29 protein-coding genes, 2 tRNA genes and 1 pseudogene are annotated in these 22,616 nt (G+C 65.0%); 18 read left to right on the forward strand and 14 right to left on the reverse strand.

Annotated features, from left to right (window positions below):
• Positions 1-18: 18 nt before the first annotated feature.
• The 6 genes from F604_RS0102910 (at position 19) to F604_RS0102935 (ending at position 5,373) form a co-directional block, all read left to right on the forward strand.
• Positions 19-1,236 carry an ABC transporter substrate-binding protein gene (locus tag F604_RS0102910; RefSeq protein ID WP_019550354.1) on the forward strand — a complete coding sequence of 406 codons (1,218 nt, stop codon included), beginning with the start codon at positions 19-21 and terminating at the stop codon, positions 1,234-1,236.
• A 135-nt stretch (positions 1,237-1,371) separates the two neighbouring features.
• Entirely contained in the window at positions 1,372-2,139 is a 768-nt protein-coding gene (locus F604_RS0102915) for a sugar phosphate isomerase/epimerase family protein (RefSeq protein WP_026328932.1), read from the forward strand.
• 97 nt (positions 2,140-2,236) lie between these two features.
• Complete coding sequence (locus tag F604_RS0102920) at positions 2,237-2,965, forward strand: c-type cytochrome (protein WP_019550356.1); 729 nt, start codon at positions 2,237-2,239, stop codon at positions 2,963-2,965.
• Between the two features lie 13 nt (positions 2,966-2,978).
• Entirely contained in the window at positions 2,979-3,461 is a 483-nt protein-coding gene (locus F604_RS0102925; protein ID WP_019550357.1) for a hypothetical protein, read from the forward strand.
• A gap of 10 nt (positions 3,462-3,471) precedes the next feature.
• Positions 3,472-4,101 (forward strand): QcrA and Rieske domain-containing protein, encoded by a 630-nt coding sequence (locus tag F604_RS0102930; RefSeq protein WP_019550358.1) that lies wholly within the window; start codon positions 3,472-3,474, stop codon positions 4,099-4,101.
• A gap of 9 nt (positions 4,102-4,110) precedes the next feature.
• The gene (locus F604_RS0102935; RefSeq protein ID WP_019550359.1) at positions 4,111-5,373 is read left to right on the forward strand and encodes a cytochrome b; all 1,263 of its coding nucleotides are present in this window, start codon (positions 4,111-4,113) and stop codon (positions 5,371-5,373) included.
• Positions 5,374-5,468: 95 nt separating this feature from the next.
• On the opposite strand, the gene F604_RS0102940 is transcribed toward F604_RS0102935, so the two are convergent.
• Positions 5,469-7,088 (reverse strand): 30S ribosomal protein S1, encoded by a 1,620-nt coding sequence (locus F604_RS0102940; protein ID WP_019550360.1) that lies wholly within the window; start codon positions 7,086-7,088, stop codon positions 5,469-5,471.
• 196 nt (positions 7,089-7,284) lie between these two features.
• Here F604_RS0102940 and F604_RS0102945 point away from each other — a divergent pair, with 196 nt between their 5' ends.
• Both F604_RS0102945 and F604_RS0102950 read left to right on the forward strand, forming a co-directional pair.
• Positions 7,285-8,400 carry a M20 family metallopeptidase gene (locus F604_RS0102945; RefSeq protein WP_019550361.1) on the forward strand — a complete coding sequence of 372 codons (1,116 nt, stop codon included), beginning with the start codon at positions 7,285-7,287 and terminating at the stop codon, positions 8,398-8,400.
• Between the two features lie 6 nt (positions 8,401-8,406).
• Positions 8,407-8,682, forward strand: a complete 276-nt coding sequence (locus F604_RS0102950; RefSeq protein ID WP_019550362.1) for a hypothetical protein — start codon at positions 8,407-8,409, stop codon at positions 8,680-8,682.
• Here F604_RS0102950 and F604_RS0102955 read toward each other — a convergent pair.
• Together F604_RS0102955 and F604_RS0102960 are read right to left on the reverse strand one after the other, a co-directional pair.
• Positions 8,679-10,034 carry an alanine/glycine:cation symporter family protein gene (locus tag F604_RS0102955; RefSeq protein ID WP_019550363.1) on the reverse strand — a complete coding sequence of 452 codons (1,356 nt, stop codon included), beginning with the start codon at positions 10,032-10,034 and terminating at the stop codon, positions 8,679-8,681. The genes F604_RS0102950 and F604_RS0102955 overlap by 4 nt on opposite strands.
• Before the next feature lie 2 nt (positions 10,035-10,036).
• The gene (locus F604_RS0102960; RefSeq protein WP_051080481.1) at positions 10,037-10,861 is read right to left on the reverse strand and encodes a DUF4388 domain-containing protein; all 825 of its coding nucleotides are present in this window, start codon (positions 10,859-10,861) and stop codon (positions 10,037-10,039) included.
• 100 nt (positions 10,862-10,961) lie between these two features.
• Here F604_RS0102960 and F604_RS0102965 point away from each other — a divergent pair, with 100 nt between their 5' ends.
• Both F604_RS0102965 and F604_RS0102970 read left to right on the forward strand, forming a co-directional pair.
• Positions 10,962-11,660 carry an alpha/beta hydrolase gene (locus F604_RS0102965; RefSeq protein ID WP_019550365.1) on the forward strand — a complete coding sequence of 233 codons (699 nt, stop codon included), beginning with the start codon at positions 10,962-10,964 and terminating at the stop codon, positions 11,658-11,660.
• Positions 11,661-11,670: 10 nt separating this feature from the next.
• On the forward strand, positions 11,671-12,417 hold the full coding sequence (locus tag F604_RS0102970) for a ZIP family metal transporter (protein WP_019550366.1): 747 nt from the start codon (positions 11,671-11,673) through the stop codon (positions 12,415-12,417).
• On the opposite strand, the gene F604_RS11835 is transcribed toward F604_RS0102970, so the two are convergent.
• The 3 genes from F604_RS11835 to F604_RS0102985 all read right to left on the reverse strand — a co-directional run bounded on the left by F604_RS11835 (position 12,370) and on the right by F604_RS0102985 (position 13,308).
• On the reverse strand, positions 12,370-13,080 hold the full coding sequence (locus F604_RS11835) for a DNA/RNA nuclease SfsA (RefSeq protein WP_155984147.1): 711 nt from the start codon (positions 13,078-13,080) through the stop codon (positions 12,370-12,372). The genes F604_RS0102970 and F604_RS11835 overlap by 48 nt on opposite strands.
• A gap of 36 nt (positions 13,081-13,116) precedes the next feature.
• Positions 13,117-13,209, reverse strand: a tRNA-Ser gene (locus F604_RS0102980).
• 8 nt (positions 13,210-13,217) lie between these two features.
• Positions 13,218-13,308 (reverse strand) — tRNA-Ser (locus F604_RS0102985).
• 72 nt (positions 13,309-13,380) lie between these two features.
• On the opposite strand from F604_RS0102985, the gene F604_RS0102990 reads away from it, so the two are divergent.
• Positions 13,381-13,812 (forward strand): HEPN domain-containing protein, encoded by a 432-nt coding sequence (locus F604_RS0102990; RefSeq protein WP_026328933.1) that lies wholly within the window; start codon positions 13,381-13,383, stop codon positions 13,810-13,812.
• Entirely contained in the window at positions 13,739-14,071 is a 333-nt protein-coding gene (locus tag F604_RS0102995) for a nucleotidyltransferase domain-containing protein (protein WP_019550368.1), read from the forward strand. The genes F604_RS0102990 and F604_RS0102995 overlap by 74 nt, the downstream gene beginning before the upstream one ends.
• Here the strand turns inward: F604_RS0102995 and F604_RS11840 are convergent.
• Positions 14,068-14,364: an alpha/beta hydrolase gene (locus F604_RS11840; protein ID WP_248644114.1), complete on the reverse strand. Its 297-nt coding sequence runs from the start codon at positions 14,362-14,364 to the stop codon at positions 14,068-14,070. The two genes, F604_RS0102995 and F604_RS11840, sit on opposite strands and share 4 nt — an antisense overlap.
• 243 nt (positions 14,365-14,607) lie before the next feature.
• A complete protein-coding gene (locus F604_RS0103005; protein ID WP_019550370.1) occupies positions 14,608-16,044 on the reverse strand; it encodes an SWIM zinc finger family protein in 1,437 nt (478 codons plus the stop codon).
• A gap of 54 nt (positions 16,045-16,098) precedes the next feature.
• Here F604_RS0103005 and amrB point away from each other — a divergent pair.
• Positions 16,099-16,212, forward strand: a pseudogene (gene amrB / locus F604_RS12535) (AmmeMemoRadiSam system protein B); the annotation flags it as partial.
• Between the two features lie 98 nt (positions 16,213-16,310).
• On the opposite strand, the gene F604_RS0103015 reads toward amrB, so the two are convergent.
• From F604_RS0103015 to F604_RS0103035, 5 genes are all read right to left on the reverse strand, one after another.
• Positions 16,311-16,700: a hypothetical protein gene (locus F604_RS0103015; protein ID WP_019550372.1), complete on the reverse strand. Its 390-nt coding sequence runs from the start codon at positions 16,698-16,700 to the stop codon at positions 16,311-16,313.
• 75 nt (positions 16,701-16,775) lie between these two features.
• Entirely contained in the window at positions 16,776-17,525 is a 750-nt protein-coding gene (locus F604_RS0103020) for an HAD family hydrolase (protein WP_019550373.1), read from the reverse strand.
• Positions 17,526-17,538: 13 nt separating this feature from the next.
• Positions 17,539-17,922 (reverse strand): hypothetical protein, encoded by a 384-nt coding sequence (locus F604_RS0103025; protein WP_019550374.1) that lies wholly within the window; start codon positions 17,920-17,922, stop codon positions 17,539-17,541.
• Positions 17,919-18,434 (reverse strand): LOG family protein, encoded by a 516-nt coding sequence (locus tag F604_RS0103030; protein WP_019550375.1) that lies wholly within the window; start codon positions 18,432-18,434, stop codon positions 17,919-17,921. The genes F604_RS0103025 and F604_RS0103030 overlap by 4 nt, the downstream gene beginning before the upstream one ends.
• Complete coding sequence (locus F604_RS0103035) at positions 18,435-18,869, reverse strand: universal stress protein (RefSeq protein WP_019550376.1); 435 nt, start codon at positions 18,867-18,869, stop codon at positions 18,435-18,437.
• Between the two features lie 46 nt (positions 18,870-18,915).
• Between F604_RS0103035 and rlmB the strand changes: the two genes are divergently transcribed.
• Genes rlmB through F604_RS12540 form a run of 5 tightly spaced genes read left to right on the forward strand, consistent with a single transcriptional unit; the run spans position 18,916 to position 22,041 of the window.
• The gene (gene rlmB, locus F604_RS0103040; protein ID WP_019550377.1) at positions 18,916-19,632 is read left to right on the forward strand and encodes a 23S rRNA (guanosine(2251)-2'-O)-methyltransferase RlmB; all 717 of its coding nucleotides are present in this window, start codon (positions 18,916-18,918) and stop codon (positions 19,630-19,632) included.
• Between the two features lie 4 nt (positions 19,633-19,636).
• Positions 19,637-20,707, forward strand: coding sequence for a M20 family metallopeptidase (locus tag F604_RS0103045; RefSeq protein ID WP_019550378.1), 1,071 nt, complete (start codon positions 19,637-19,639; stop codon positions 20,705-20,707).
• A complete protein-coding gene (locus F604_RS0103050) occupies positions 20,692-20,928 on the forward strand; it encodes a hypothetical protein (RefSeq protein ID WP_015718252.1) in 237 nt (78 codons plus the stop codon). The genes F604_RS0103045 and F604_RS0103050 overlap by 16 nt, the downstream gene beginning before the upstream one ends.
• On the forward strand, positions 20,925-21,833 hold the full coding sequence (locus tag F604_RS0103055) for a glucokinase (RefSeq protein WP_019550379.1): 909 nt from the start codon (positions 20,925-20,927) through the stop codon (positions 21,831-21,833). Before F604_RS0103050 ends, F604_RS0103055 begins: the two co-directional genes overlap by 4 nt.
• Complete coding sequence (locus F604_RS12540; protein WP_038029865.1) at positions 21,820-22,041, forward strand: DUF2905 domain-containing protein; 222 nt, start codon at positions 21,820-21,822, stop codon at positions 22,039-22,041. Before F604_RS0103055 ends, F604_RS12540 begins: the two co-directional genes overlap by 14 nt.
• Here the strand turns inward: F604_RS12540 and F604_RS0103065 are convergent.
• Entirely contained in the window at positions 21,952-22,443 is a 492-nt protein-coding gene (locus F604_RS0103065) for a hypothetical protein (protein ID WP_019550380.1), read from the reverse strand. The genes F604_RS12540 and F604_RS0103065 overlap by 90 nt on opposite strands.
• Between the last annotated feature and the right edge of the window lie 173 nt (positions 22,444-22,616).

Below are 22,616 nucleotides of genomic sequence, written 5' to 3' on the forward strand. Positions count from 1 at the left end.
GATGGTAAAATCCCCCCCATGAAACAGCCCTTAGCTCTGGCCCTAGGGTTTCTCCTCCTTCCCCTGGCCTTGGCCCAGGCCGGCACCCGCACGGAGGTTTCCTTCTGGCACTCCATGGATGGCCCCGCGGGGAGGCTTCTTTCCACCTTCGCCCAGGAGTTCAACGCCCGCCAGGGGCTCTACCGGGTGGTACCCCAGTATGCAGGGGACTACCGGGATGCCGAAACCAAGCTGGTGGCCGCCCTACGCACGGGAAGCCAGCCCGTGCTCTTCCAGGCGGAGATCAGCTTCTTTCCCCGGCTAGTGGGGGAAGGCCGGGCCCTGGCCCTGGATGGTTATCTAAACCTGGAGCGCACCTTCCTGGAGGATCTCTTTGAACCCGCCTGGAACTACGGGGTGATGGACGGTAAGCGCTACGGCCTTCCCTTAAACACCTCCACCCCCGTTCTCTTCTATAACCTGGACGTCTTCCAGGCCAAGGGGCTTAAAGCCCCGAGGAACTGGAAGGAGTTTGAGGAGGTGGCCAAGGCCCTCACCTCCCGCCAGGCCAAGGGCTTCATCTTCGTCACCGACCCCCAGGCCTGGCTCTTTGAGGCCATGGTGACCAGCCGGGGTGGGAACCTGGTGCGGGAAGGCAAGCCCAACTTCACCTCCAAGGAGGCCCTCGAGGCCCTGGAGATGCTGGTGCGCCTAAACCGCGCCGGGGCCCTTTCCGCAAGGAGCATGGCCGAGGCCACCTTCGCCCAACTGGACTTCGTGCGCACCAAGGGCATGATGGTCATGGCCTCCATCGCCAACTGGCCCGCTGCGGAAAACTTTTCCTTCGCCTTCACCTTAGGGGTGGCCCCGGTGCCCCGGGAGCCAGGGGGCAAGGTACCCATGGGCGGGGCCCAGCTGGTGGTGCTCCGAGGGGCCACGGAAGCCCAGGTACGGGGGGCCTTGGAGTTCTGGAGGTACCTGATGGAGCCCGAAAACGTGGCCCGCTGGGTACAGGCCAGCTACTACGTGCCCGTGCGCAAGTCGGCCATTCCCCTCCTGGAGGGCTTCTACCGGGAAAACCCCTTCCGCAAGGTGGCCTTTGAGCAGATCGCCCACGCCCAGGAGCGCCCCCGCATTCCCCAGTTCTCCGCCTGGGCCAGCGTCCTGGCAGAGGCCTTGGAAAAGACCCTGAAGGGCGGGGTTCCTCCCCAGAAGGCCCTGGAGGAAGCCCAGAAGAAGGCGGAGGCCATCCGGTAATACCACCCCACCCTTGCTCTGCCAGGGTGGGGGCCCCGATAAACCCCTCCTCCAAGCCACGTCTGGGAGTACCTAAGGAGCACAATAGGGCGAGAAGGGGTTAGCTCCGCCATAAAACACTCTAAAATGGCAGGGATGCGCCTAGGTTTCAGTCCCTTCAATGCGGAGATGGGCTATGAGGAAGCCTTCCGCCTGGCGGCGGAACTGGGGCTGGACCTCGAGGTTCCCTACGACTTGCACGAGGTCCTGCCCCTTCCCGACGCCAAGACCTTGCGGGCCACGGGGGAAGCCCTGGGGGTGGGGTTCACCCTGCACCTTCCCTTCGTGGAGATGAACCCAGCCAGCCTCATCCCCAGCGTCCGTGCCTTGGCCGAGGAGCGCCTCAAGCGGGCCCTGGAGTTTGGCGAGGCCCTGGGGGCCAAGGTGGGGGTCCTCCACACCGGCCAGGTACCCGTGCGCCACCCCATGGCCATAAGCCTGGCCCGGGAAGCCTTGGAAAAGACCCTTTCCGCCCTCCTCCCCCTTCCCTTCCCCGTGGCTTTGGAAAACCTGGCCCTTGCCGAGGAGGATCTCCTCCGGGGCCCGGAGGAGCTAAGGGCCCTCCTGGACCGCTTCCCCCAGTACGGGTTCTGCCTGGATGTGGGCCACGCCCTGGTGGAGCTAGGTCCCCTGGGTCCTTTCCTCTACTGGGAGGCCCTGGGAGACCGGCTCATCCACCTGCACCTCCACGACAACCACGCCCGCCGGGATGACCACCTGCCCGTGGGCACGGGAGCCGTGCCCTGGGAAAGGCTGGCCCCCCGGCTGAGGAGCTTCCCTGCCACCGCGGCCCTCGAGGTGGGTGGGAACATCCAAGGAGTACGCCAGAGCCTTTCCCGTCTGCAGGCCCTCCTTGCCTCCTAAGCCTCCCCTTTCATAAGGGGGGACATCTGTCCTTGCCAGGGTACGCTTATAGTAGTGGAGTGGGGGTTTGTACCCCCCCTTCACAAAGGGAGGCAGAATGGTCGTAGACCGGATTGAGGTGTACCTGGATGGGGCCAGCGAGCCCCTGGCGGTTCTGAAGGAGCCCCCTTACCGGCTAAACCTAGACACCCGAAAGATCCCCGACGGGGAGCATGTCCTGCGGGTGGTAACCCACTTCCGCGGCGGAGGCCAGGAGGTCCGAGAAATCCCCTTCACCGTTAACAACTACCCCGATGTGATGGTCCTGGGCCTGGACGAGAGGGGCGAGGTGGCGGGGACCCTCGAGCTCCGCCTGGCTGTGGGCGAGCCTGAGCTTCCCGTGGAACCGGTCCGCTTCAACCCCATCTGGTACGTGGTGGCCTCGGTGGTCGTACTGGGCGGCATCTGGGCCTACTTCGCCCTTTCTCCAGCAACGGAGAAAGTGGTAACCGAGCTAGCCCCTCCGGCCCAGGAAGCCCAAGCCCCTAAGGAAGGAGGCAGCCAGGCCACAGCCAGCGTGGACCCGGCCCTCATGGAAAAGGGTAAGTCCATCTACGAGGCCAACTGCGCCGCCTGCCATGGGGCAGACGGCCAGGGAATGCCCCCGGTTATGCCTGCCCTGGCGGGCAACGCCAACCTAAAGGACGCCCAGATGATCCTTAGCGTCGTAAAGAACGGGCGCGGGGCGATGCCCCCGGTGGGAGCCGCCTTCTCGGAAGAGGAGCTCAAAGCCGTGGCCACCTACATCCGCAACAGCTTCGGCAACAACTTCGGCCCGGTGGAATAAGGAGGGCTAAGGCATGTACCGCAACGACCCCATCGTACCCACCTTCGCCCTCATCCTGGCCGCAGGCCTCTTCTACATGGCCTACCTGGATGGGCTCCACATCGTCCGCCTCCTGGGCCACGTTCCACAAAAGCTTTCCGTGGGCCAGATTGGCCTCATGGCCTTTGGCGCTGTCTTACTCCTCTACGGACTAATCGGCCTGGTCTCCTACTGGCTGGAAGGGATAGAGCTTCGCCCTGGCCGCCATTTCCCCACTCCCTCCACCGCACCGGTAGCGGTGGGTGTGGTCCTGGTTCTTCTCCTCACCGCCCTCTCCGGTTTCTTTGTGCGCCTTCTCGTTTACGCCGCCCAGACCGGGCATAACCCCACCTGGCTCCAGGGCTTTGTCTTCGGAACCATCAGCCTAGTGGTAGCCGCCCTTTTGGGCATTTACAAGAAGTTCTTCGGCCGGGACGAGGTGATCACCGAGGAGGAGAAGAGCCACTTCCCCTGGTAAGAGGTGAAGCATGGACGAACGCGAGATTCGCTTGCAAAGATCCCGCAGGCGGCTTTTCCTGAAGACCGCCATCGGTACCGGCATCGGCCTCTCCTTGGTTTCCGCCTTCTACGTGGGGGCGAGCCTGCGCCCCAAGGCCGAGGTCACCCCGGAGAAGGAACCCCTGAAGCCGGGAGACATTCTGGTTTACGCCCAAGGCGGGGGTGAGCCTCAACCCATCCGCCCTGAGGAGCTCAAGCCCGGCGACCCCTTCGTTCTGGCCTACCCCATGGACCCCAAGACCAAAGTGGTGAAAAGCGGCGAGGCCAAAAACACCGTCCTGGTGGTGCGCTATAACCCCGAGGAGCTCGCCCCCGAGGTGGCCCAGAACGGGGTGGAAGGGATCGTGGCCTACTCCGCCGTCTGCACCCACCTGGGTTGCATCGTGAGCCAGTGGGTGGCGGACAAGAAGGCAGCCCTTTGTCCCTGCCACGGTGGAATCTATGACCTCGCCCGCGGAGCCAGGGTCATCGCTGGCCCCCCGCCCAGGCCTGTACCCCAGCTTCCTCTTATGGTGGAAGGAGGCGTCCTGGTGGCCGCCGGGGAGTTCCTGGGCGAGGTGGGGGTGAAGGCGGAAGCCGCTTTCTACCGTCATGTCTAGGAGGGAAGCATGTACAAGTGGTTAGACGAACGCCTGGACCTCACGGGCCTTTACCAGAAGGTCTTGCGCAAGGCCTTTCCCGTGCACCACTCCTTCTTCCTGGGCGAGATCACCCTCTTTGCCTTCATCGTCTTGGTGCTTACCGGCATCTTTCTCACCCTCAACTTTGAACCCTCCATCCGGGAGGTGAAGCTCCCCGACGGCCGCACCGTGCCCGCTGCCTACGCCAGCGTCCTCTACATAGACAGCCTTCCCTTCGGGGCGGTGATCCGTAGCCTCCACCACTGGTCGGCCAACGTGATGATCGCCGCCGCCTTCCTGCACATGCTCCGCATTCTCCTCTCGGGGGCCTACAAGAAACCCCGGGAGCTCAACTACCTGGTGGGCCTGGCCCTTTTGGGCCTGGCGGTGGTCACCGCCTTCACCGGATATGCCCTTCCCTACGACAACTACGCGGTCACCGCCACCCGCATCGGCTACGGGATCGCAAACTCCATCCCCTGGGTGGGTACCACCCTGGCCCAGGTGATGTTCGGGGGAGAGTTCCCGGGCTCGGAGAAGTCCATCCCCAGGCTTTATAGTCTCCACGTCCTCTGGCTTCCCCTGCTTCTCATGGCCCTCATCGGGGCGCACATGGCCATCATGATGAAGCAGAAGCACACCCAGCCCCGCTATGCGGAAAGGGTGGCCCCTGGAAGGATTCTCGGCGTGCCCATGTACCCCCAGCAGCTGGTGATGATGGGCATCCTCTTCGCCCTGTACGTGGGCATCATGACCATGATCGCCGGGGCCTTCCTGGCCCACCCCATCGAGGCCTTCGGCCCTCCCACCCCCAATACCCCTGCGGTCAAGCCCGACTGGTACTTCCTCTGGATCTACGGCATCCTGCAGATCATCCCCTCCAGCTGGAAGTTCCGCCTCTTCGGGGCCACCATAGGACCGGAGTTCATCGGGGGGGTATTGATCCCGGGAATCCTGGGCCTGGTGGGGCTTCTTTTGCCCTTCGTGGACACCCGCAAGGACAAGATGCGCTACATGGAGCTTCCCTCAGAGCACCCGGTGCGCACCAGCGTCATCCTGGCCCTCCTGGTCTTCTTCCTCATGACCACGTTAGCCGGGTACAAGATCGACTTCCAGCAACAGGGCTCCATCCTGGGAAACAACGCCGTGCTCTGGACCTTGGTCCTGGGCGGGCCCTTGCTTACCTACCTCGTTTCCTACACCCTGCTCCGCATCTTCTACGGGAAGAAGGAGGAAGAGGCTCTCCAGTAATACCACCCCGCTCTGCCTACCGGCGGAGTGGGGGCCCCGGTAAACCACCCCGCCTTGGCTTTCGCCAAGGCGGGGTCCCATAACTTCTGGAAGCTTTAGGAGGGCTTCTCCTCCTCGAGGCCCAGGCTGGCCAAAAGGTCTCCGTAGAGGTCCCCGAGTTTCACGCTGGCGCTAGCCGTGGGCACCGCGGAGGCATCGTACAGGTTGTACTCGGCCACCGCCCCGTACTCGTACTCCCGGCGCTCCTCGCGGCGCGGTCCAGGCTTCCTCTTGCCCCGGGCCTCCTTGCCCTTGGCCCGACGAGGCCGCTCTTCTTCCACCTTAGGAGGCGGGGGGGGCAGGAGGCGCTTGCGGGAGAGGGAAATCCGTTGCTCCACGGGGTCGATGTTGAGGACCACCACCTCCATCTCCTCCCCCTTCTTGAAGAGGGCGGCGGGGTTCTCAATGCGCCCGTGGTCCAACTCGGAAACGTGGACCAGCCCCTCCATGCCGGGTTCCAGCTCCACGAAGACCCCAAAGTCGGTGATCCCGGTGACCTTGCCCTTGACCACGGTACCCGGGGGGTATTTTTCCGTGAGGAGCTGCCAGGGATCGGGCTGGGTCTGCTTGAGCCCTAGGGAAAGGCGGCGCTCACTGGGGTCCAGCCGAAGGACCACCGCCTCCACCTCGTCCCCCTCCTTCACCACCTCGGAGGGATGCTTGGGCCTCTTGGTCCAGGAAAGCTCGGAGATGTGGATGAGCCCCTCGAGGCCAGGCTCCACCTCCACGAAGGTCCCGAACTGGGTGAGGCCCACCACCTTGCCCCGGACCCGGCTTCCCACCGGGTACTTCTCGGCCACGGTGGTCCAGGGATCGGGGATCAGGGCCTTGATGGAAAGGTTGACCCGCTCCTTCTCGGGGTCCACGGAAACCACCTGGGCCCGCACCTTCTGCCCCTTGTGGATGACCTCCTTGGGGTGGTTAAACCGCCCCCAGGTGATCTCGGAACGGTGCACCAGGCCGTCCACCGGGCCCAGGTTCACGAAGGCCCCGAAGTCGGTGACGTCCACCACCGTACCCTCCACCACCTGGCCGGGCTGCAGGCTTTGGAAAAAGGCCTCCTTGGCCCGCTTCTGTTCCTCTTCCAAAACCGCCCGACGGGAGAGGAGAACCCGCCCCTTCTTGCGGTTAAACTCGATGATCTTCACCAGGATCTGCTGGCCCACGTAGGCATCCAGGTTGGGGATGCGCTTGAGGTCCAGCTGCGAAGCAGGGATGAAGGCGGACACGCCATCCAGGTCGGCAACCACGCCCCCCTTGACCTTCTCCTTTACGGTGACGGTCACCGGCTCGCCCTTCTCATAAAGCTCCCGGATGCGGTCCCAGTGCTCCGTGGCCTCCACCCGCTTGCGGGAAAGAAGGACCTGGCCCGTTTCGGGGTCCACCTTGATCACCTGGACCCGCACCAGATCCCCGGGCTTCAAAAGGGCCTTTAGCTCCTCCTCGGGAAGGGACTTCTCCGTAAGCTCGTTAAAGGGGATGATGCCTTCCGTCTTCGCGCCGATATCTACCGCCACACCCTCCGAGCCCACCAGGACCACCTTGCCCGTCAGGATCTGGCCCGGGCGCACGCGCTTTTCCAAGCGGGCCTCGGTTTCCTGAAGGGCCTCCTCCATGCTGAAGGTCTGGCCTGGGGTCAAGTTGGCTTCGCTGACCTGGGTCGCCTTTTCTTCCATGCCGCCTCTTTCCTCCTTACGCGCCTTCTTGGGAAGGCGGGCGCTTTTCGCGCACGCTCACACGAAAAGTAGGGGGAGACCCCTCACTCCCCTCTCGCGTGAACCGGCCCCGAAGGGCATACCCCTCCTTTATACCACGGGGAGGCCCCCTTGCCAAGAGGCACCAGGCCCCTTGGGCTTAGGTCATAATGAGCCCATGGAAACCCTAGCCTGGATGCAGGCGAAGCTCCCTGAGTTTTTAAAGGACCTCGAGGCCTTCGTGCGCCGGGAATCCCCCTCCAAGGACCTGAAGGGTCTAATGGAAGCGGCGGCCTTCCTGGAAGAGGCCTTCGGGCCCCTCCAGGGGCGGCTTTCCCGCAAGGACACCCCCTTGGGCCCCATCCTTCTCTTGAAGCGGGAAGGGGAAGGAGCCCCGGTCCTGGTGCTTTGCCACTACGACACCGTCCATCCCAGGGGAAGCTTCCCCGAGCCCTTCCGAGTGGAAAGGGACCGGGCGGTGGGGCCCGGGGTCTACGACATGAAAGGGGGCATCGTGGCCTTGCTCTACGCCCTTCGCCATGCGGAGGCCACGGGAAGAAAGCTTCCCCCTTTGGAAATCCTCTTCACCCCGGACGAAGAAATCGGCTCCCAAGAAAGCCGGCCCCTCATCGAGGCCGCCGCCAGAAAGGCCAGGGCAGTGTTGGTCCTCGAGCCCCCCACGGCGGAAGGGGATCTCAAGGTGGCCCGAAAAGGGGTGGGGCTTTACCGCCTTAAGGCCCTGGGCAAGGCCGCCCACCAGGGGGTGGAGCCGGAAAAGGGAGTGAACGCCATCCTGGAACTCGCCCACCAGATCGTAAGGGTCGCGGCCCTCGAGGACCGGGAAAAGGGCACCACCCTGGGCCCCAACGTGGTGGCAGGGGGCACGGTGAGCAACGTGGTGGCGGAGGAAGCCTGGGTGGAGATCGACCTCCGGGCCTGGACCCTGGAGGAGGTGAAGCGGGTGGAGGAGGGCCTTAAAAGCCTCACCCCCATCCTCCCCGGGGCCAGGCTGGAGCTTTCCGGAGGCCTTAACCGCCCTCCCATGGAGCCCACGGCGGAAAGCCTGGCCCTCTTTGAAAAGGCCCGGACCATCGGCGAGGCCCTGGGGCTCTCCTTACGTCCAGGCCGGGTGGGCGGAGGGTCCGACGGCAACTTCACCGCCGCCCTTGGGGTGCCCACCCTGGATGGCCTCGGTCTCTTTGGAGGCGACGCCCACCAGAAGACCGAGTACGTGGTGGTCTCGGAGATCCCCAGACGCACGGCCCTCTTGGCCGAACTCCTCTACGCCCTGTGACCCCTTATGTGGTTCCTCCGCCCAGACCCCCATGTGAAGCCCGAAGGCCCCTTGGCCTTTAGGGTGCGGGTGCGCACGAAAAGCGGCGAGGTGGTGGAGCTAAGGCTTTCCAAATCCACGGAGATAAGCCCCGTGGAGGGGGGCTACTACGTGCGCAAGGAGATCGTGGCCCCCAAGAGCCTGGATCGGGCGGTGCTGGAGATCTGGTTTGACCGGCGGTTCCGCCCGGTGCGCAAGGAAGTGGTGGGGGGAGAGCTGGTGCCCATCCGGGAGTGGGGTTAGCGGGGAGGCACCCAGGGCTCTCCCCGGAAGAAGCCGTAGACGAGCCGCCCCACCACCGGCCCCAAGAGCACCAGGCCGATGAGGTTGGGGATGGCCATGAGGCCGTTTAGGGTGTCGGAGATGGCCAGGAAGGCCTCGAGGCCCCCCAAGGGCCCCACGAAGGCCAAAACGGCAAAGGTGAGGCGGTAGGGCCAGCGGATCCCTTCCCCGAAGATAAAGGCCGCGGCCTCCTCCCCGTAAAACCCCCAGGAGACCATGGTCCCCAGAGCGAAGACCGCCACGGTGACGGCCAGGATAAGCCCGCCCAGGGGATGGACCTGAAAGAGGGCACCTGCCACCTCGGTGGCGCTTCCTCCTCCTCGCCAAAGCCCCGAGGCGATGAAGGTAAGGGCGGTGAGGCTGGTCACCAGGAAGCTCACGAACATCTCCGTGACCCCCCAGAAGCCCTGGCGCACGGGATGGTCCACCTGGGCCTGGGCGTGGGCGATGGGCGCGGAGCCCAAGCCCGCCTCGTTGGCGAAGATGCCCCGGCCAAGCCCGGCGTTGATGGCGGCGAAGAGGCTATACCCCGCCGCTCCCCCCAAGGCTGCCTCCGGGCTGAAGGCCGCCTGGAAGACCAGGGCCAGGGCCTCTGGAATCTGGCCCCCGTAAACCACCAGAAGGGGAACCACCGCCACCAGGAAAAGAAGGAGCTTCAAGGGCACCACCACCTGGGCGAAGCGGGCCACCCGCACGATGCCTCCCCCCAGCACCACCCCTACCAGCAGGGCCAGGAAAAGCCCCACCAAAGCTGGAGGCGCCCCTAAAGGAGCCAGGGCACCCCCCACCGCCCCAACCTGGGAGAGATTGCCGATGCCGAAGGCGGCCACGGCGGCGAAGAAGGCGAAGAAGTAGGCCAGAAAACGGAGCCTGGGTAGGCCCCGGTACAGGTAGTACATGGGCCCGCCGGAAACCGAGCCATCGGCATAGCGGCGGCGGAAATGAACCGCCAAGGTGGCCTCGGCGAACTTGGTGCCGGTGCCGAAGAAGTAGCCCAGCCACATCCAGAAGACCGCCCCCGGGCCCCCTACGAGCACCGCCGCCAGCATGCCCAAAAGGTGCCCGGTCCCCACCGTGGCGGATAGGGCCACCATGGTGGCCTGGAAGGGCGTGATCTGCCCGCCGAAGCCGTAGGTGCGCTCGCGGATGGCTCCCAGGGTTTCGCTGAAGGAAACCCGCATCATCCGCAAGGGGGCGCTGAACCAGCGGATCTGGAAGATGACCAGATAGGCCCCCACCAGGAGGAAGACCAGCTTCATGGGAAAGCCGTATACGACCCGGTTGAGATACTCGTTTAAGGCCAGGATATCCATGGCTATACCTCCGGCACCACCTCCACCTTATCCCCCCGCCTGAGGCGGAGGCGCCTGAGATCCTCCTCCAATAGGCCCAGCCGGCCCGGGATGTTGGGCCTGGGCCGCACCTCCATCACCACCTCGGGAGGCCTTAGGCGCAGGCGGAACCCGTGGCGGATGGCCCGGGCCCACTCGGCGTAAAGGGCCTCGTCCACATAGGCCACCCCGGACCCCGGGCCGTAGATGGGAAGGACAAGAAGGGAAGCGGGCGGCACCTCCACCAGGGGGACCGCCTCGAGGGCCCCCATTTGCAAAAGGGTATGCAGGATGCGGGCCAGGCGCAGGGTCCCGGGGGCCAGGAGCACCTCCACGATGCGTTTTCCCTCCACCTGGGCAAGAACCCGCAAAGCCTCAGGGCCAAGTTCCACCGCACCTCCCTTTGCGGGCAGGCGCAGGACATACCCCCAGTCGACGGGAAGGGAAAGCCCCCGCCACTGAGCCTCGGCCTCGGCCAGGCGAGCAGGCACCGCAAGCCCCCCAAGAAGGGTGGTGTGGGGAGGCGACACCTCGGGCTCAAAGCGGTAGGGAGCCCGTTTGATCCCGGTGAGAAGGTCCAAGGCTTCCTCCCCCTCCAAGACCTTCTCCCCCGAGCGCACCCGGGCGTGGACCACCTGGCCGTTTTGCAGGAAGACCTCCCCCTCCAGGTAAGGGGTGCGGAGGAGAAGCTGGCCCGTGCGCCCGGTGCTCATCAAAGCCCCCACCAAAGCCGAGAAGGGGAACTCCGCAAGGTTGCCTTCAAGGTGGCCTGAAGGTTGCCCAGAATGGCCCGGCGGTTGACCCAGCATTCCCCTCCGTTTTACCATGCCACCTCCCAAGCGTCCAGGCGGGGTACCCTGTTGCTTTGCCCGAAGGGCAAACCCATACCCATTTGCGTAAGCTAGGGGCATGAACCTCCTCTTGCTTCACGGGTTTACCTCGCACCCCGTCCTCACCCTGGGTCCCTTGCCCCAGGTGTTGCGGGAAGCCGGGTTTCAGGTGAGCCAGCCAGCCCTTCCCGGCCACGGCACCCGGCCGGAGGACCTCCTCAAGGTACGGTGGCAGGACTGGCTGGAAACGGCCCGGGCTTTTTACCGGGAACTGCCCGAGCCTCGAGGGGTGGTGGGGCTTTCCATGGGCGCCCTGCTTTCCGCCCACCTGGCGGCGGAAACCCCCACCCAGGCCCTGGTGGCCCTAGCTCCGGCCATGGCCCTCAAGCACCCCCTTGCCCCCCTGGCCCCCTTTTTGGCCTGGCTCATCCCCCGCTTCCCCGGCCCCGATTCCATCCAAGACCCCGAGCTCAAGAAGCAAAACCCCAACTACCCCTACTTCCCCACCCGGGCCTTGCTCCAGCTTTTGGCCCTGATGCGCCGCACCCCGGAGGTCCTGCCCAAGGTGAAGGCTAACGCCCTGGTGATCGAGGCGGGCCGGGACAAGGTGGTGGCCCCGGAGGGAGTGCGCAGCTACCACGCCCTTTTGGGAAGCCAAAAGAAGGATTACCTGGTCTTTCCCGAAAGTGGGCATGACCTCTTGTTGGACCGGGACCGGGAGGCGGTAGCCCAGGTGGTCAGGGATTGGCTTATTGCTAACAGTAATCGTTTGCAGTAAGATGCTAGCCGTGGAGCCCTTATCCATCTCCCCTTGGACCGTCTTCCTATACGCCCTTTTCACCGCCATCGCCACGGGCCTGGGAGCCCTACCCTTCCTCTTCACCCGCCGCATCCTGGCCCATCACCTGGGCCTGGCCAACGCCGCGGCTGCTGGCCTTATGCTCTCGGCCAGCTTCGGCCTCATCTACGAGGGGGTGCACTACCACCTGGGCCGCACCCTCTTGGGAGTGGTGTTGGGCCTTTTCTTCATTCAGCTTTCCCACCGCTTCCTGCAAGGCCGGGAGGTAAGCTTTGGCCAACTGAAGGGCTTGGACGCCCGCAAGGCCCTCATGATGGTGGGCATCATGACCCTTCACTCCTTCGCTGAGGGAGTGGGGGTGGGGGTGGCCTTCGGGGGTGGGGAAGCCCTGGGCGTCTTCATCACCCTGGCCATCGCCGTGCACAACATTCCCGAAGGCCTGGCCATCAGCCTGGTTCTGATCCCCAGGGGGGTTAGCGTCCTGGGCGCTGCCCTTTGGAGCGTGTTTTCCAGCCTCCCCCAACCCCTTATGGCCGTGCCCGCCTACCTCTTCGTGGAGGCCTTCAAACCCGCCCTGCCCGTGGGCCTGGGCTTCGCCGCCGGAGCCATGACCTGGATGGCGGTGGCGGAAATCCTCCCCGAAGCCTTAAGGGAGGCCAAGGCGGAGGGAGTGGCCACGGTGCTTACCCTAGCCGTGGCCCTGATGGTGGCCTTCCAGATCCTCCTGGGAGGGTAACCAGACCCAGGGAAGCTGTTCCTCCAGGTGGAGGGCCTCGAGGGTCGGCCGCACCCGGTAGGCCAGAAGCTGCACCCCAGCCCGCTTTGCTTCCCGGGCTGCCTGGTAAAGAACCCGGTCCTCAGGGTCGAGGGCAAAGGCCCGGGCCAGGGGATGCTGGACCATCCACACCGCATAGGCCAAGCCCCCGGCCCGGGCAAACCCCGAAAGAAGCCTCAGGTGCCGGGCGCCTCGAGGGGTAGGGGCATCGGGGAAAAGGGCCAGGCCTCCCTCCACCCGGTTGCAGTTCTTGGCTTCCAAAAGGGCTTCCTTCCCCCCAATCCGGGCGGAGAAGTCCAGCCTCTCCCCTTCCAGGCGCACCTCTTTTCGCAAATCCGCAAGGGAGCCGAAAACCCCTTCCCTCAAAAGCAATTCCAGGAGCCGGTTGGCCAAGGAAGCATCCACCCCCACCAGCACCCCCTGGCTTTCCACCAGGATCATCCGGCCCACCGTTTTAGGCGTGGGCCTGGGATGGTAAAAGCAAGGAGCCCCGGGAAGGAGAAGCTCCCCCATCCGCCCGGAGTTGGGAAGGTGCAAGGGCCCCACGTCCGACTCCACCAGGAAGCGGTTTTTCCTCTTCAGGAAACGGCAGGGTTTGAGGGGAGGCAAGGGCAAGGCCAGCATGACCAAAACGTTAGCCCGGTCTAAGACCGGGCTTTCTGGCGGAGAGGGCGGGATTCGAACCCGCGGTACCGGTTTTCCCGGTACAACACCTTAGCAGGGTGCCGCCTTCGACCACTCGGCCACCTCTCCAAGCCGTTTGGCGGAGGGTGAGGGATTCGAACCCCCGGTGGGCCTGAAGCCCACAGCGGTTTTCAAGACCGCCGCCTTCAACCGCTCGGCCAACCCTCCAAGGTATGGCCGCAAGGTTTACTATGCGGCAAGCTCCTCAGGTTGTCAATCGGGATGGGCTATACTGCCTTTGTGGAGCGAAGCCGGGACTTTATCCTTCAAGCAAGGAGGGACTTGGAGCACGCCCGCTTCGCCTTGGAAAAGGGCTTTTACGAGTGGGCTGCCTTCTCCGCTCAACAAGCAGCGGAAAAAGCGGTTAAAGCCGTCTTTCAGCACCTAGGAGCTGTGGCCTGGGGGCACTCGGTGCTGGGCCTTTTGGAGGAACTAGCCAAGCGGCATCCCGTAAGCGAGTCCCTCCTAGACGCAGCCAGCGAGCTGGACAAGGCCTACATCCCCACCCGTTATCCCGATGCCCTCCCCGAAGGGGCTCCCTTTGAGCGTTACCGGCGCCCCGAGGCGGAGCGGCTTTTGCGCCATGCGGAGGAGATCTATGAGTTCTGTCAGAGTCTTCTTCCCCCCTTGGACCCAGGACGAGGTTCTTCGGCGCCTCAAGGAGGGGCTTGAATCCCTGGGGAAGGAAGTTCCCCTTCAACAGAGCTACCTATTCGGTTCCTGGGCCACGGGCCGAGCGTTACCGGGAAGCGACCTGGACCTCCTCCTCATCTACCAAGGCCCTGCCCGCGGGGACCTTCACCGCCTGGCGCGAAAGGCTTTTAAGGGCCTTCCGGTGGAGCTTCACGCCTACACGGAGGAGGAAGCAAAGGCTTTAGAACCCCTTCTTAGGCAGATGCTGGCTCAGGCCATCCCCCTTCTGGACTCTTAGCGGAGCCAGGCCAAGACAAACCGCTCCACCCAAGCCTCCATGGCCGGAATCACCGCATGGTGGAGGTCGGGAAAGAGGATTAGGTGGTCCTCCCCTAGGGGGCCGAACCCCGTGGGCCTTAGGCAGGCACGGTCCTTGGTTAGGGGCAGGGTCCAGGGTTCACCCTCCCGGGTCAGGGCCACCTGATACACCCTGCGGCCCATCTTCTCCCGCACATCCCTCAGGCGACAAGCTTGAGTGGGGGGAATAAGGGGGTCGTTGCCCGCATGGAGGATGAGAAGGGGGGTCGCCAAAAGGGCCGCATAGGGTAAGGGGCTTTGCCGAGCGTAGCAGTCCGGGCAGTCTTCCGGAAGCCCGCCATGAAGAGAAAGGCCGGTACAGCGAAGTGTAAGGTGCGGTTCGTTGCCGCAAGAAGGTACCACTCCAAGCTTCCCGGGGAAAGCTCCCGCAGGAAACGGCCCGTTACGTGGTGGAGGACCACTTCCAAGATGGCCAGCCCCCGGAAGACCTCTACTCAAGGGAAGCGCTCCACGGGGTTATTCTTCCACAGGTCCATGAGGCTTTTCCGAGAACAAAGGGGCGAGTTCCTCCTTCAGGGCAGCCCTCCTGGGGTAGGCCAGGACCAGGGCCAAGGCCGCCTCCCTAGCCCCCTTGGGGTCCAGGCGGGAAAGGCGCCCAAGGAGCCTGGCTGCCTCCCGGTAGGCCTTGCGGGGGCCCTTTTCCACCAAGCGCCTGGCCGCTTCCCGGTAAAGCTTTTTGGCCTCCTCGGGAAGTTTCTCCTCCAGGACCTCCGCCAAGGCGGGATAGGCCTCCGGCGGGGCGTTCCTCAACAGGCGGTCCAAGGCCTTCCAATCCTCCTCCAAGAGGTAGATGCGGGCCAGGAGGGCGGGGTCCCGCACCTGCCTGAGAAGAGCCTTGCGCTCCCGGTAAAACTCCCGGCCCAGCTTGGACTTTAGGGCCAGGTAGTCCTCGAGGTTCGGCCTTACCCCAAAGCGGGCCCGGTGGTCCTCCGGGTTCCCCCTATGGGCCACCAACAGGTCCAGAAGGGGAAGGAGCCTGGGGTCTTTCCCAAACCAGTCCCGGGCTTCCTCCGCATACCTTAAGGCCTCCTCCACCCGGCCTAAGGAAAGGAGCCGGTGCACCAGATGGAGGTAGTCCTCCACCCCCTCAAGCCCCTCCCGCAAGGCGGAAAGCCCCTCCTCCACCCGCCCCAGGCGGAAGAGAAGCTCGGCCCTAAGCGCCCGCTTAAGCCCCAAGCCGTTCCCACCCCTTAAAAGGTGAAGGGCCTCCTCCCCCCTTTCCCCCGCCACCTGCAGGAAAGCCTCCCGCAAGGCCTCGGAAGGGTGCCTCAGGTAAAGGTTCAGGAGGAAGGAAAGCCTAGGGGTGAGGGCCAGGTAGCGCTCCAAAGCCGCCCTGAGGTAGGGCTCCGGATCAAAGGGAGCCTCGAGGAGCGCCTCCAGATAGGCCTCCACCTCCTCCCTCCCCGCCCGGTCCAAGCGTAGGGACAAGGCCTTGGTTTCCCCCAACCCTCCTCCCAGCCGGAAAGCCCAACGCAGGGCCTTTACCGCCTCCAAGAAGGCCTTCTCCGGGGCCAGGGCCTCCGCCAGATACAAAGCCACATCGGGAATCACGGCGAGTTTCTTCAAAAGGTCCTTGGCCTCCTCGGGCGTCAAAGCCTCAATCAGGGGCGCAAGGTCGGGCACCGTTCCCTCCACGTAGGCATAGAGAAGCGCCGCTGCGTGTTTGCAAGGGAAGTCGGGATAAGGGCAGGTGCACTGGCCCAAAAGCCCGGGACCCACCTCCACCTGGTAGGGGGCTTCCGCCGAACCCTGCACCAGGCCGAAAACCCTCTCCCCTACCCGAAAAACCCGGAGCACCCGGCCCTCCTGGAAGTAGGCCAGTCCCCGCCTGAGGACCTCCGGGGGAAAAAGAGGGGCAAAGTCCTCCTCCTTTTTTGGGGGGAAAGGCAGCACAAGACCAGTTTAAGGCGCAGCAGGAGGAACCCAAGAGGCGTGGTATCATGAAATCGGCCAAAGCTTCTGGCCTACGCCACCAGCGCCGAGGCCTCCGGGGACACAAGCCGCGTGGTGGGGTACGCCGCAGTGGCCTATTTAGGGCAAGATCCACCTGCCTTAAGATGAAACCACGACCCCGGTGCGCAAGCGGTTCACCATGGAGGAGTTCCACAGGATGGTCCAGGCGGGCCTCCTGGGAGAGGACGACCGGGTGGAGCTTCGGGCTACAGCCTAAGAAGGGGCCGGAACCAGGGAATGGAAAGGAGCACCAGCGCCAGGGCCAGGGCGAAGAGGAGCCGGGCCCGGGGCTTTCCCTTTCGGGCCTGGGAAAGCCCAGCGTGGGCCAGGCCCAAGGCCACAAGCCCCCCCACCCAGTGCTCGGCCACGAAGTAGCGGGCCTCGCTTGGGGTTTGCAGGGTCGCCTCGAGGCTGGCCAAGGCTCCCTGAAAGAGAGGGCTCACAAAGGCCAGCAGGATCCCCAACACCACCTGCAGGGTGAGGGCATGGGCGAAAAAAGCTCCTTCTTTAGCCCCAGGGCGCCAGAGGGCTAAGAGGCCAAAGGCTAGAACGAACCAGCGCACCAGGTTGTGGATGAAGAGCAAAGCCTCGTACATGGTCCAAGGCTATCCCAGGAAGCCCTTGGCCCACGGAAGGAAATCACAAAGGGTATTAAATGCGGCCAAGGAGGGTCAAGTCTCCAGGAGGGCCAAGGCCTCCCGGAGGTCCTGGACTTCCAGGTGGGCGGGATACCAGGGGTCCTTGGGGCGGTGGCCCCGGTCCACCCACACCGCCCTTATCCCCGCCGAAAGGGCTCCCTTGATGTCCCGCTCGGGGTTATCCCCCACCATCACCGCCTCCTCCGGGCCCACGCCAAAGGCGCAAAGGGCCATGCGGAAGAGCCTGGGATCGGGCTTGCCCAGGCCCACCTCCCCGGAGACCAGGGTAAGGTCAAAGGCCTCCCCCAGGCCGGTCCCAAAGAGCTTTTCCCGCTGCAGGTCCGGTACCCCGTTGGTAAGAAGAACCAGCCTGGCCCCCTTGGCCCTTAGGGCTTCCAAAAACTCAGGCACCTCGGGGAAAAGGGGATAGCGGCGCCGTTCCCAAAAGAAGGCCTCCGCCAACTCCCGCGCCCTTTCCCCTGGACCCCCAAGCTCCAAAAGAGATTCACGGAAAACCCTTTCCCGAAAGGGCCAGGCCCACTCCGCTAGGGCTTCCAGCCCCGGGGTGGAGTAGCGGGCCCAAAGGGCCTCCAGGGCCGAGTGGCCGATGCGCTCGGCCCAGGGGTAGAAGGGAGCCTGCCGGAAGAACTCCTCTGCTTTTCTCCGCACCGCCTGGGGTAGCCCCTCCATCCCTGCTTCCTGCCCCAGGCGGCCCAAGATCTCCTCGCTCACCCGGTGGTCCACAAGAAGGGTATCGTCCAGGTCCAAAAGCCAAAGCTTCATGTATCTCCTCGGGTCAGGAATGTTTCTCTGGGGGAAGCTCCCGCACCAAGACCGGGTTCTCCCCCGGGTCAAAGAGGAGGAGGTGCTCCCCTGCCTCCAGGAAGGCCAGGCCGTACTTGGCCAGGCGAAGGCGTTCGTGGGCCAGGTCCTCCACCAAGAAGACCAACCTCCCTTCCTCCAGGCACAACCGGGCGAAACCCCGGCCCTCGGGGCTCGGCCTCTGCGGCCCCCGCTCCACCCCTCCCCCTCCCAGCCGGAGAAGGAGGAGGGGGCCTTCCCCTGGGGCCAAAAGGGCCTCCTTTTCCGGGATCAGCTCCTCCAGGGCCAGCCCCAAAGCCTGATAGAAGCTCACGCCCTGGCCCAGATCCGGCACGTACACCACAAGGGTTTCGCTCATAGGCTCCGCAAAAACGCCCGCAAGTCTTCTTCGTCCGCCACCACCTGCAAAAGGGCCAGGTCCTCCGGGGCGATCTCCCCGTGGGCCTTGAGGAGGGAAAGCCAGTAAGGATCCACCGCCAAGGGCCGCCCCAGGCCCCGCCTTAGGTAGAGGAGGTTCCAGGCCAGGGTGAGCTCGGCCAAGGTGCCCACCCCACCCGGCAGGGCCAGGTACCCCGCCCCCAGGTCCAAAAGCCTACCGATGCGCTCGGGCAAGGTGGCAGCCGGAAGCTCTAGGTCCACGTAAGGGTTGGGCCCCTGCCTCTCGGGGAAAAGGGCCGGGGCGGTGACCCCCACCACCATGCCCCCCTTGGCCTTCACCCCCCGGGCTAAGGCCTCCATCCCTCCCTGGTAGCCCCCACAGGCCAGGCCGAAGCCCTCCTCGGCCATCACCTCCCCGTAGCGAACCAGCTTGGCGTAAAGGGGGTCCTCCGGGGCGAGGCGAGAGGAGACAAAGGCAGAGACCAAGCGCATCTAGCGGCAGCGCACCACCAGGACGGGAATGGAAACCCGGTGCAGGACCCCCTCCGTTACCGAGCCCAGGAGGAGCTTGTCCAAACCCGTGCGCCCGTGGGTACCCATGACCAGAAGGTCAAAGCCCTTGGCCGCCTCCACGATGGTGGGTATCGGCACCCCCTCCTTCACCTCCCCCGTGGCCTCCACCCCCTTCTCTTGAGCCAGGCTCAAGGCCTTGGCAATAGCCTCCTCCCCCGCCTTTTTCAGGTCCTCCAAAAGCTCAAGGCCATAAGGAACGCTTTCGGGAACGATCCAGATGGCCTGGGCGGGATTCTCCAGCACGTAGAGGAAGTGAACCTTGGCCCCCAAGGCCTTGGCCAGGGAAAGGCCGTGCTCTAGGGCCTGGAAGCTACAGGGGCTTCCGTCCGTGGGCATCAGGATGGTCTTGTACATGGCTCGCCTCCTTCGCCTTCATGATACCCCGTCGTAAACTCAGGCCATGTGGATCTACGGAAGGAACCCGGTCCTCGAGGCCTTGAAGGAGGGCCGGGTGCGACGCGTCCTGGTGGCCCGGGGGGTGGAGGCCTGGCTTTTAAGGGAGCTGGAGAAACTCGGGGCGGAGTACACCCTGGTGCCCCGGATCGAGCTGGATACCCTCCTGAGAACCACCCACCACCAGGGCCTGGCCGCGGAGGTGGAGGAACCCCGCTACGCTCCCCTGGAGGAAGCCTTCCTTCTGGCGGAAGCCCGCAAGGAGCTTCCCCTTCTGGTCTTCCTGGACGGCATCACCGACCCCAGGAACTACGGGGCCATGATCCGAAGCGCCCTGGCCCTGGGAGCCCACGGGGTGGTGTCCGAGGAGCGCCGAAGCGCCCCCCTCTCGCCCCTGGCCCTGAAGGCCAGCGCCGGGGCCGCCTTAAAGCTTCCCGTGGTGAAGGTGAAAAACCTTCCCCGGGCCCTCGAGGAGGTCAAGCAAAAGGGGCTTTGGGTGTACGGCCTGGACGTGAGGGGAGCAAAGACCCCTAGAGAGCTGGACTTCCAAAGGCCCCTGGCCCTGGTGCTAGGCTCGGAAGGGGAAGGGATGCGCCGGCTGGTAAGGGAAAGCTGCGACGAGCTTTTCCGCATCCCCATGCGGGAGGAGGCCGAGTCCCTGAACGCCTCCGTGGCCTTAGGGATAGCCCTTTATGCGGTGGCCTTGGGCCGGGGTGTAGGATAGGGTCGTGGACTGGATCCGGCTTCTTTCCCGCCTCATCCAGGCGGAAAGCCTCCCGGGACAGGAGGGGGAAGCAGCGGCCCTTCTCCTGGAGGCCCTCAAGGGCATGGGCCTGACGGCCACCCTGGACGAGGCGGGCAACGTGGAGGCCCTTTTGGGGGAGAAGGAACCCGAGGTGGTCCTGGCGGGACACCTGGACGTGGTCCCCGCAGGAGACCCCGCCCACTGGCCCTATCCCCAAGGTACCGTGGCCGAAGAAGCGGTCTTTGGCCGGGGGGCGGTGGACATGAAGGGCCCTTTGGTGGCCATGCTCCTGGCCCTCGAGGCCCTTGCCCAAAGACCCCTCAAGGGACGGGTGCGCTTCCTCGCTACGGTGCAGGAGGAAGTGGGGGGCCTGGGGAGCCGTCATGCCGCAGAAAGGCTTTCCCCCCTGGCCTTCATCCTGGGGGAGCCCTCGGGAAGAAGGCTCATGCGGGGCCACCGGGGCCGGGCGGAGGTCTGGGTTGACTTTGAAGGGGAGGAGGCCCACGCCGCCCTCTCGGGCCCGGAAAACCCCCTCTTCGGCCTCGGGGAGTACCTCCTGGCCCTAAAGGAGCTTCCCCTTTCCCCCGGCCTCAAGCTCACCCCCACCCGGGTGGACACCTACCCCGGGGCCCGGAACCAGACCCCCGGGGTGGTGCGCCTGTACCTGGATGTGCGCTACGAGCCCGAGGCCAACCTGGAAGCTCTTTTGGAAAGGCTCAAGGCCCTGGGGGATGCCTCGGTCTACATCCCCGAAGAGGAACGGGCCTCGGGGGAGGTGCGCCTCGTCATCCCCGCCCTCTGGCCTCCCTACCGCCTGCCGGAGGACCACCCCTTGCTCCTTGCGGCCCTTAAGGCCCTGGGCCAGGAGGGGGCGGGCCTTTGGCCCTTCACCACCGACGCCCCCTATCTGGGCACCAAGGCTCCCGTCTTGGGCTACGGCCCGGGGGATCCCTCCTTAGCCCACACCCCCAGGGAGCATATTCCCTTGGCCGAGGTGGAAAGGGCCGCCCAGGACTACGTGCGCCTGGTGGAGGCTTTATGGAACGCCGCTTGATCGCCGGCACCCCCTACCGGAAGCTCCTCACCGCCCCCCGGCCCGTGGCCGAGGGAATGAAGGCGAGGCTCGAGGCCAGGGGCATCCCCGTCGTCCTGGAAACCCCTTTTTCCGGTCTGCCCGAGGCGGCCTTGGGCACCTACATGGGAGACGTGAACCTCTTTGTGCCCGAGGCCCTTCTGGGGGAAGCGGAAGCAGCCCTGGAGGAGGAGATCCCATGACCGTGGTGGGCCTGGACCTGGGGGGCACCAAGATCGCCGCCGGGGTCTTTGACGGCACGAGGCTTCTTTCCAAGGTGGTCCTTCCCACCCCCGAGGAAGGCGGGATGGCGGTGGTGCAGGCCCTGGCCGAGGCTACCAGGAAAGCGGAGGCGGAGGCTGGGGTGGAGGGTGTGGCCATCGGCCTGGGCACCCCGGGGCCCCTGGACTTTAAGGAGGGGGTGATCCGCTTCACCCCCAACATCCGGGGCCTGGTGAACTTCCCCATCCGCCGCCTTCTGGAGGAGGCCACCAAAAGGCCCGTCCATCTGGAAAACGACGCCAACGCCGCCGCCTTGGCCGAGCACCACCTGGGAGCGGCAAGGGGAGAAGGTAGCTCCCTCTTCCTCACGGTATCCACGGGGATCGGGGGTGGGGTGGTTCTGGGGGGGCGGGTCTTGAGGGGGGAAAGAGGCCAGGGAGGGGAGCTCGGCCACATCACCCTGCTTCCCGGGGGGCCGGTGTGCGGCTGCGGGCTGGAGGGATGCCTCGAGGCCCTGGCGGCGGGCAGGGCCCTGGAGCGGGAAGCCTCCTACGCCTACCACCGCAAGGTGGATACCAAGGAGCTCTTCCAGCTCTTCCAGGAAGGCGAGCCCAGGGCCCGGCGCATCCTCCTCCAGGCAGCCCGTTATGTGGGCATGGGCCTGGCCAGCCTGGTGAAGGCCTTCGACCCCGGGGTGGTGGTGGTGGGCGGGGGACTTGCCCTAAACGCCCCTCAGGCCTACTGGGAAGCCTTGGAGGAAGCCTACCGGCACTACCTGGCGGGCTGGGAGGCTCCCCCCTTGCGCCGGGCCCTCCTGGGCGGGGAGGCCGGGCTTTTGGGTGCCGCCCTCACTGCCTATCTGGAGGTTCGGGATGGAGGTGGGTAAGGCTCTACTTTTCCTGGGAGTTTTGCTGGTCCTTCTTGGCCTGGTGCTCCTCTATTTCCCCAAGCTCTTTTCCTGGTTCGGCCACCTGCCGGGGGACATCCGCATAGAACGGGAAGGTCTACGGGTGTACATTCCCCTCACCTCGGCCCTGGTTCTTTCCCTTCTTCTCACCCTGCTCTGGAACCTCCTCGGCCTTCTTCGCCGCTAAGACCCACACGTCCACCGGAGCCTTGCCCGAACGGAAGGTGCCCTCGTCCGACCGCGGGCGGTAGGCCCGCAGGGTAAACTCGGCCACCCCCACGCCGGAAAAGCGCAGGTGAAAAGGACCAGGGGGAAGGAGAAGCCGATGGGCAAAGGATCCCTCCAGCCGCAGGTGCCCTTCCCCCCAGGCCCCCCGCACGCTTAAAAGAAGCCCCCAGGAATCCTCAGGAGCATAGGCCTCCCCCAGAAGCTCCAACACCGCCTCCTCCTCCAGGGAGGAAAAGTCCAGGTGCGCCTTCTCCCCCGGTTCCAGAAGGGCCAGGCCAAACCCCTGCCCCAGGGGGAAGGCGCCTTCGCCCCCTTGCGTGAGCAAGGCGAGTTCCCGTCCCAGCCCTCTTTTGACCCACACCCTTCCCCCGCTTAGAGAAAAGAGGGGGTGTGGGGGAGCTATAATCCCCCGGTTTCCAAGATAGCCCTACAGGCTGACCAAACCGGGGATACATGGACTCCCCCACGTCCACCACAGGTGGACACGGATTTGGTACAATGTTCTTGGGGACAAAGTTCCCCGTGGACCTTGAA

It is taken from the genome of Thermus scotoductus DSM 8553 (genome assembly GCF_000381045.1).
Taxonomy (GTDB): Bacteria; Deinococcota; Deinococci; order Deinococcales; family Thermaceae; genus Thermus; species Thermus scotoductus.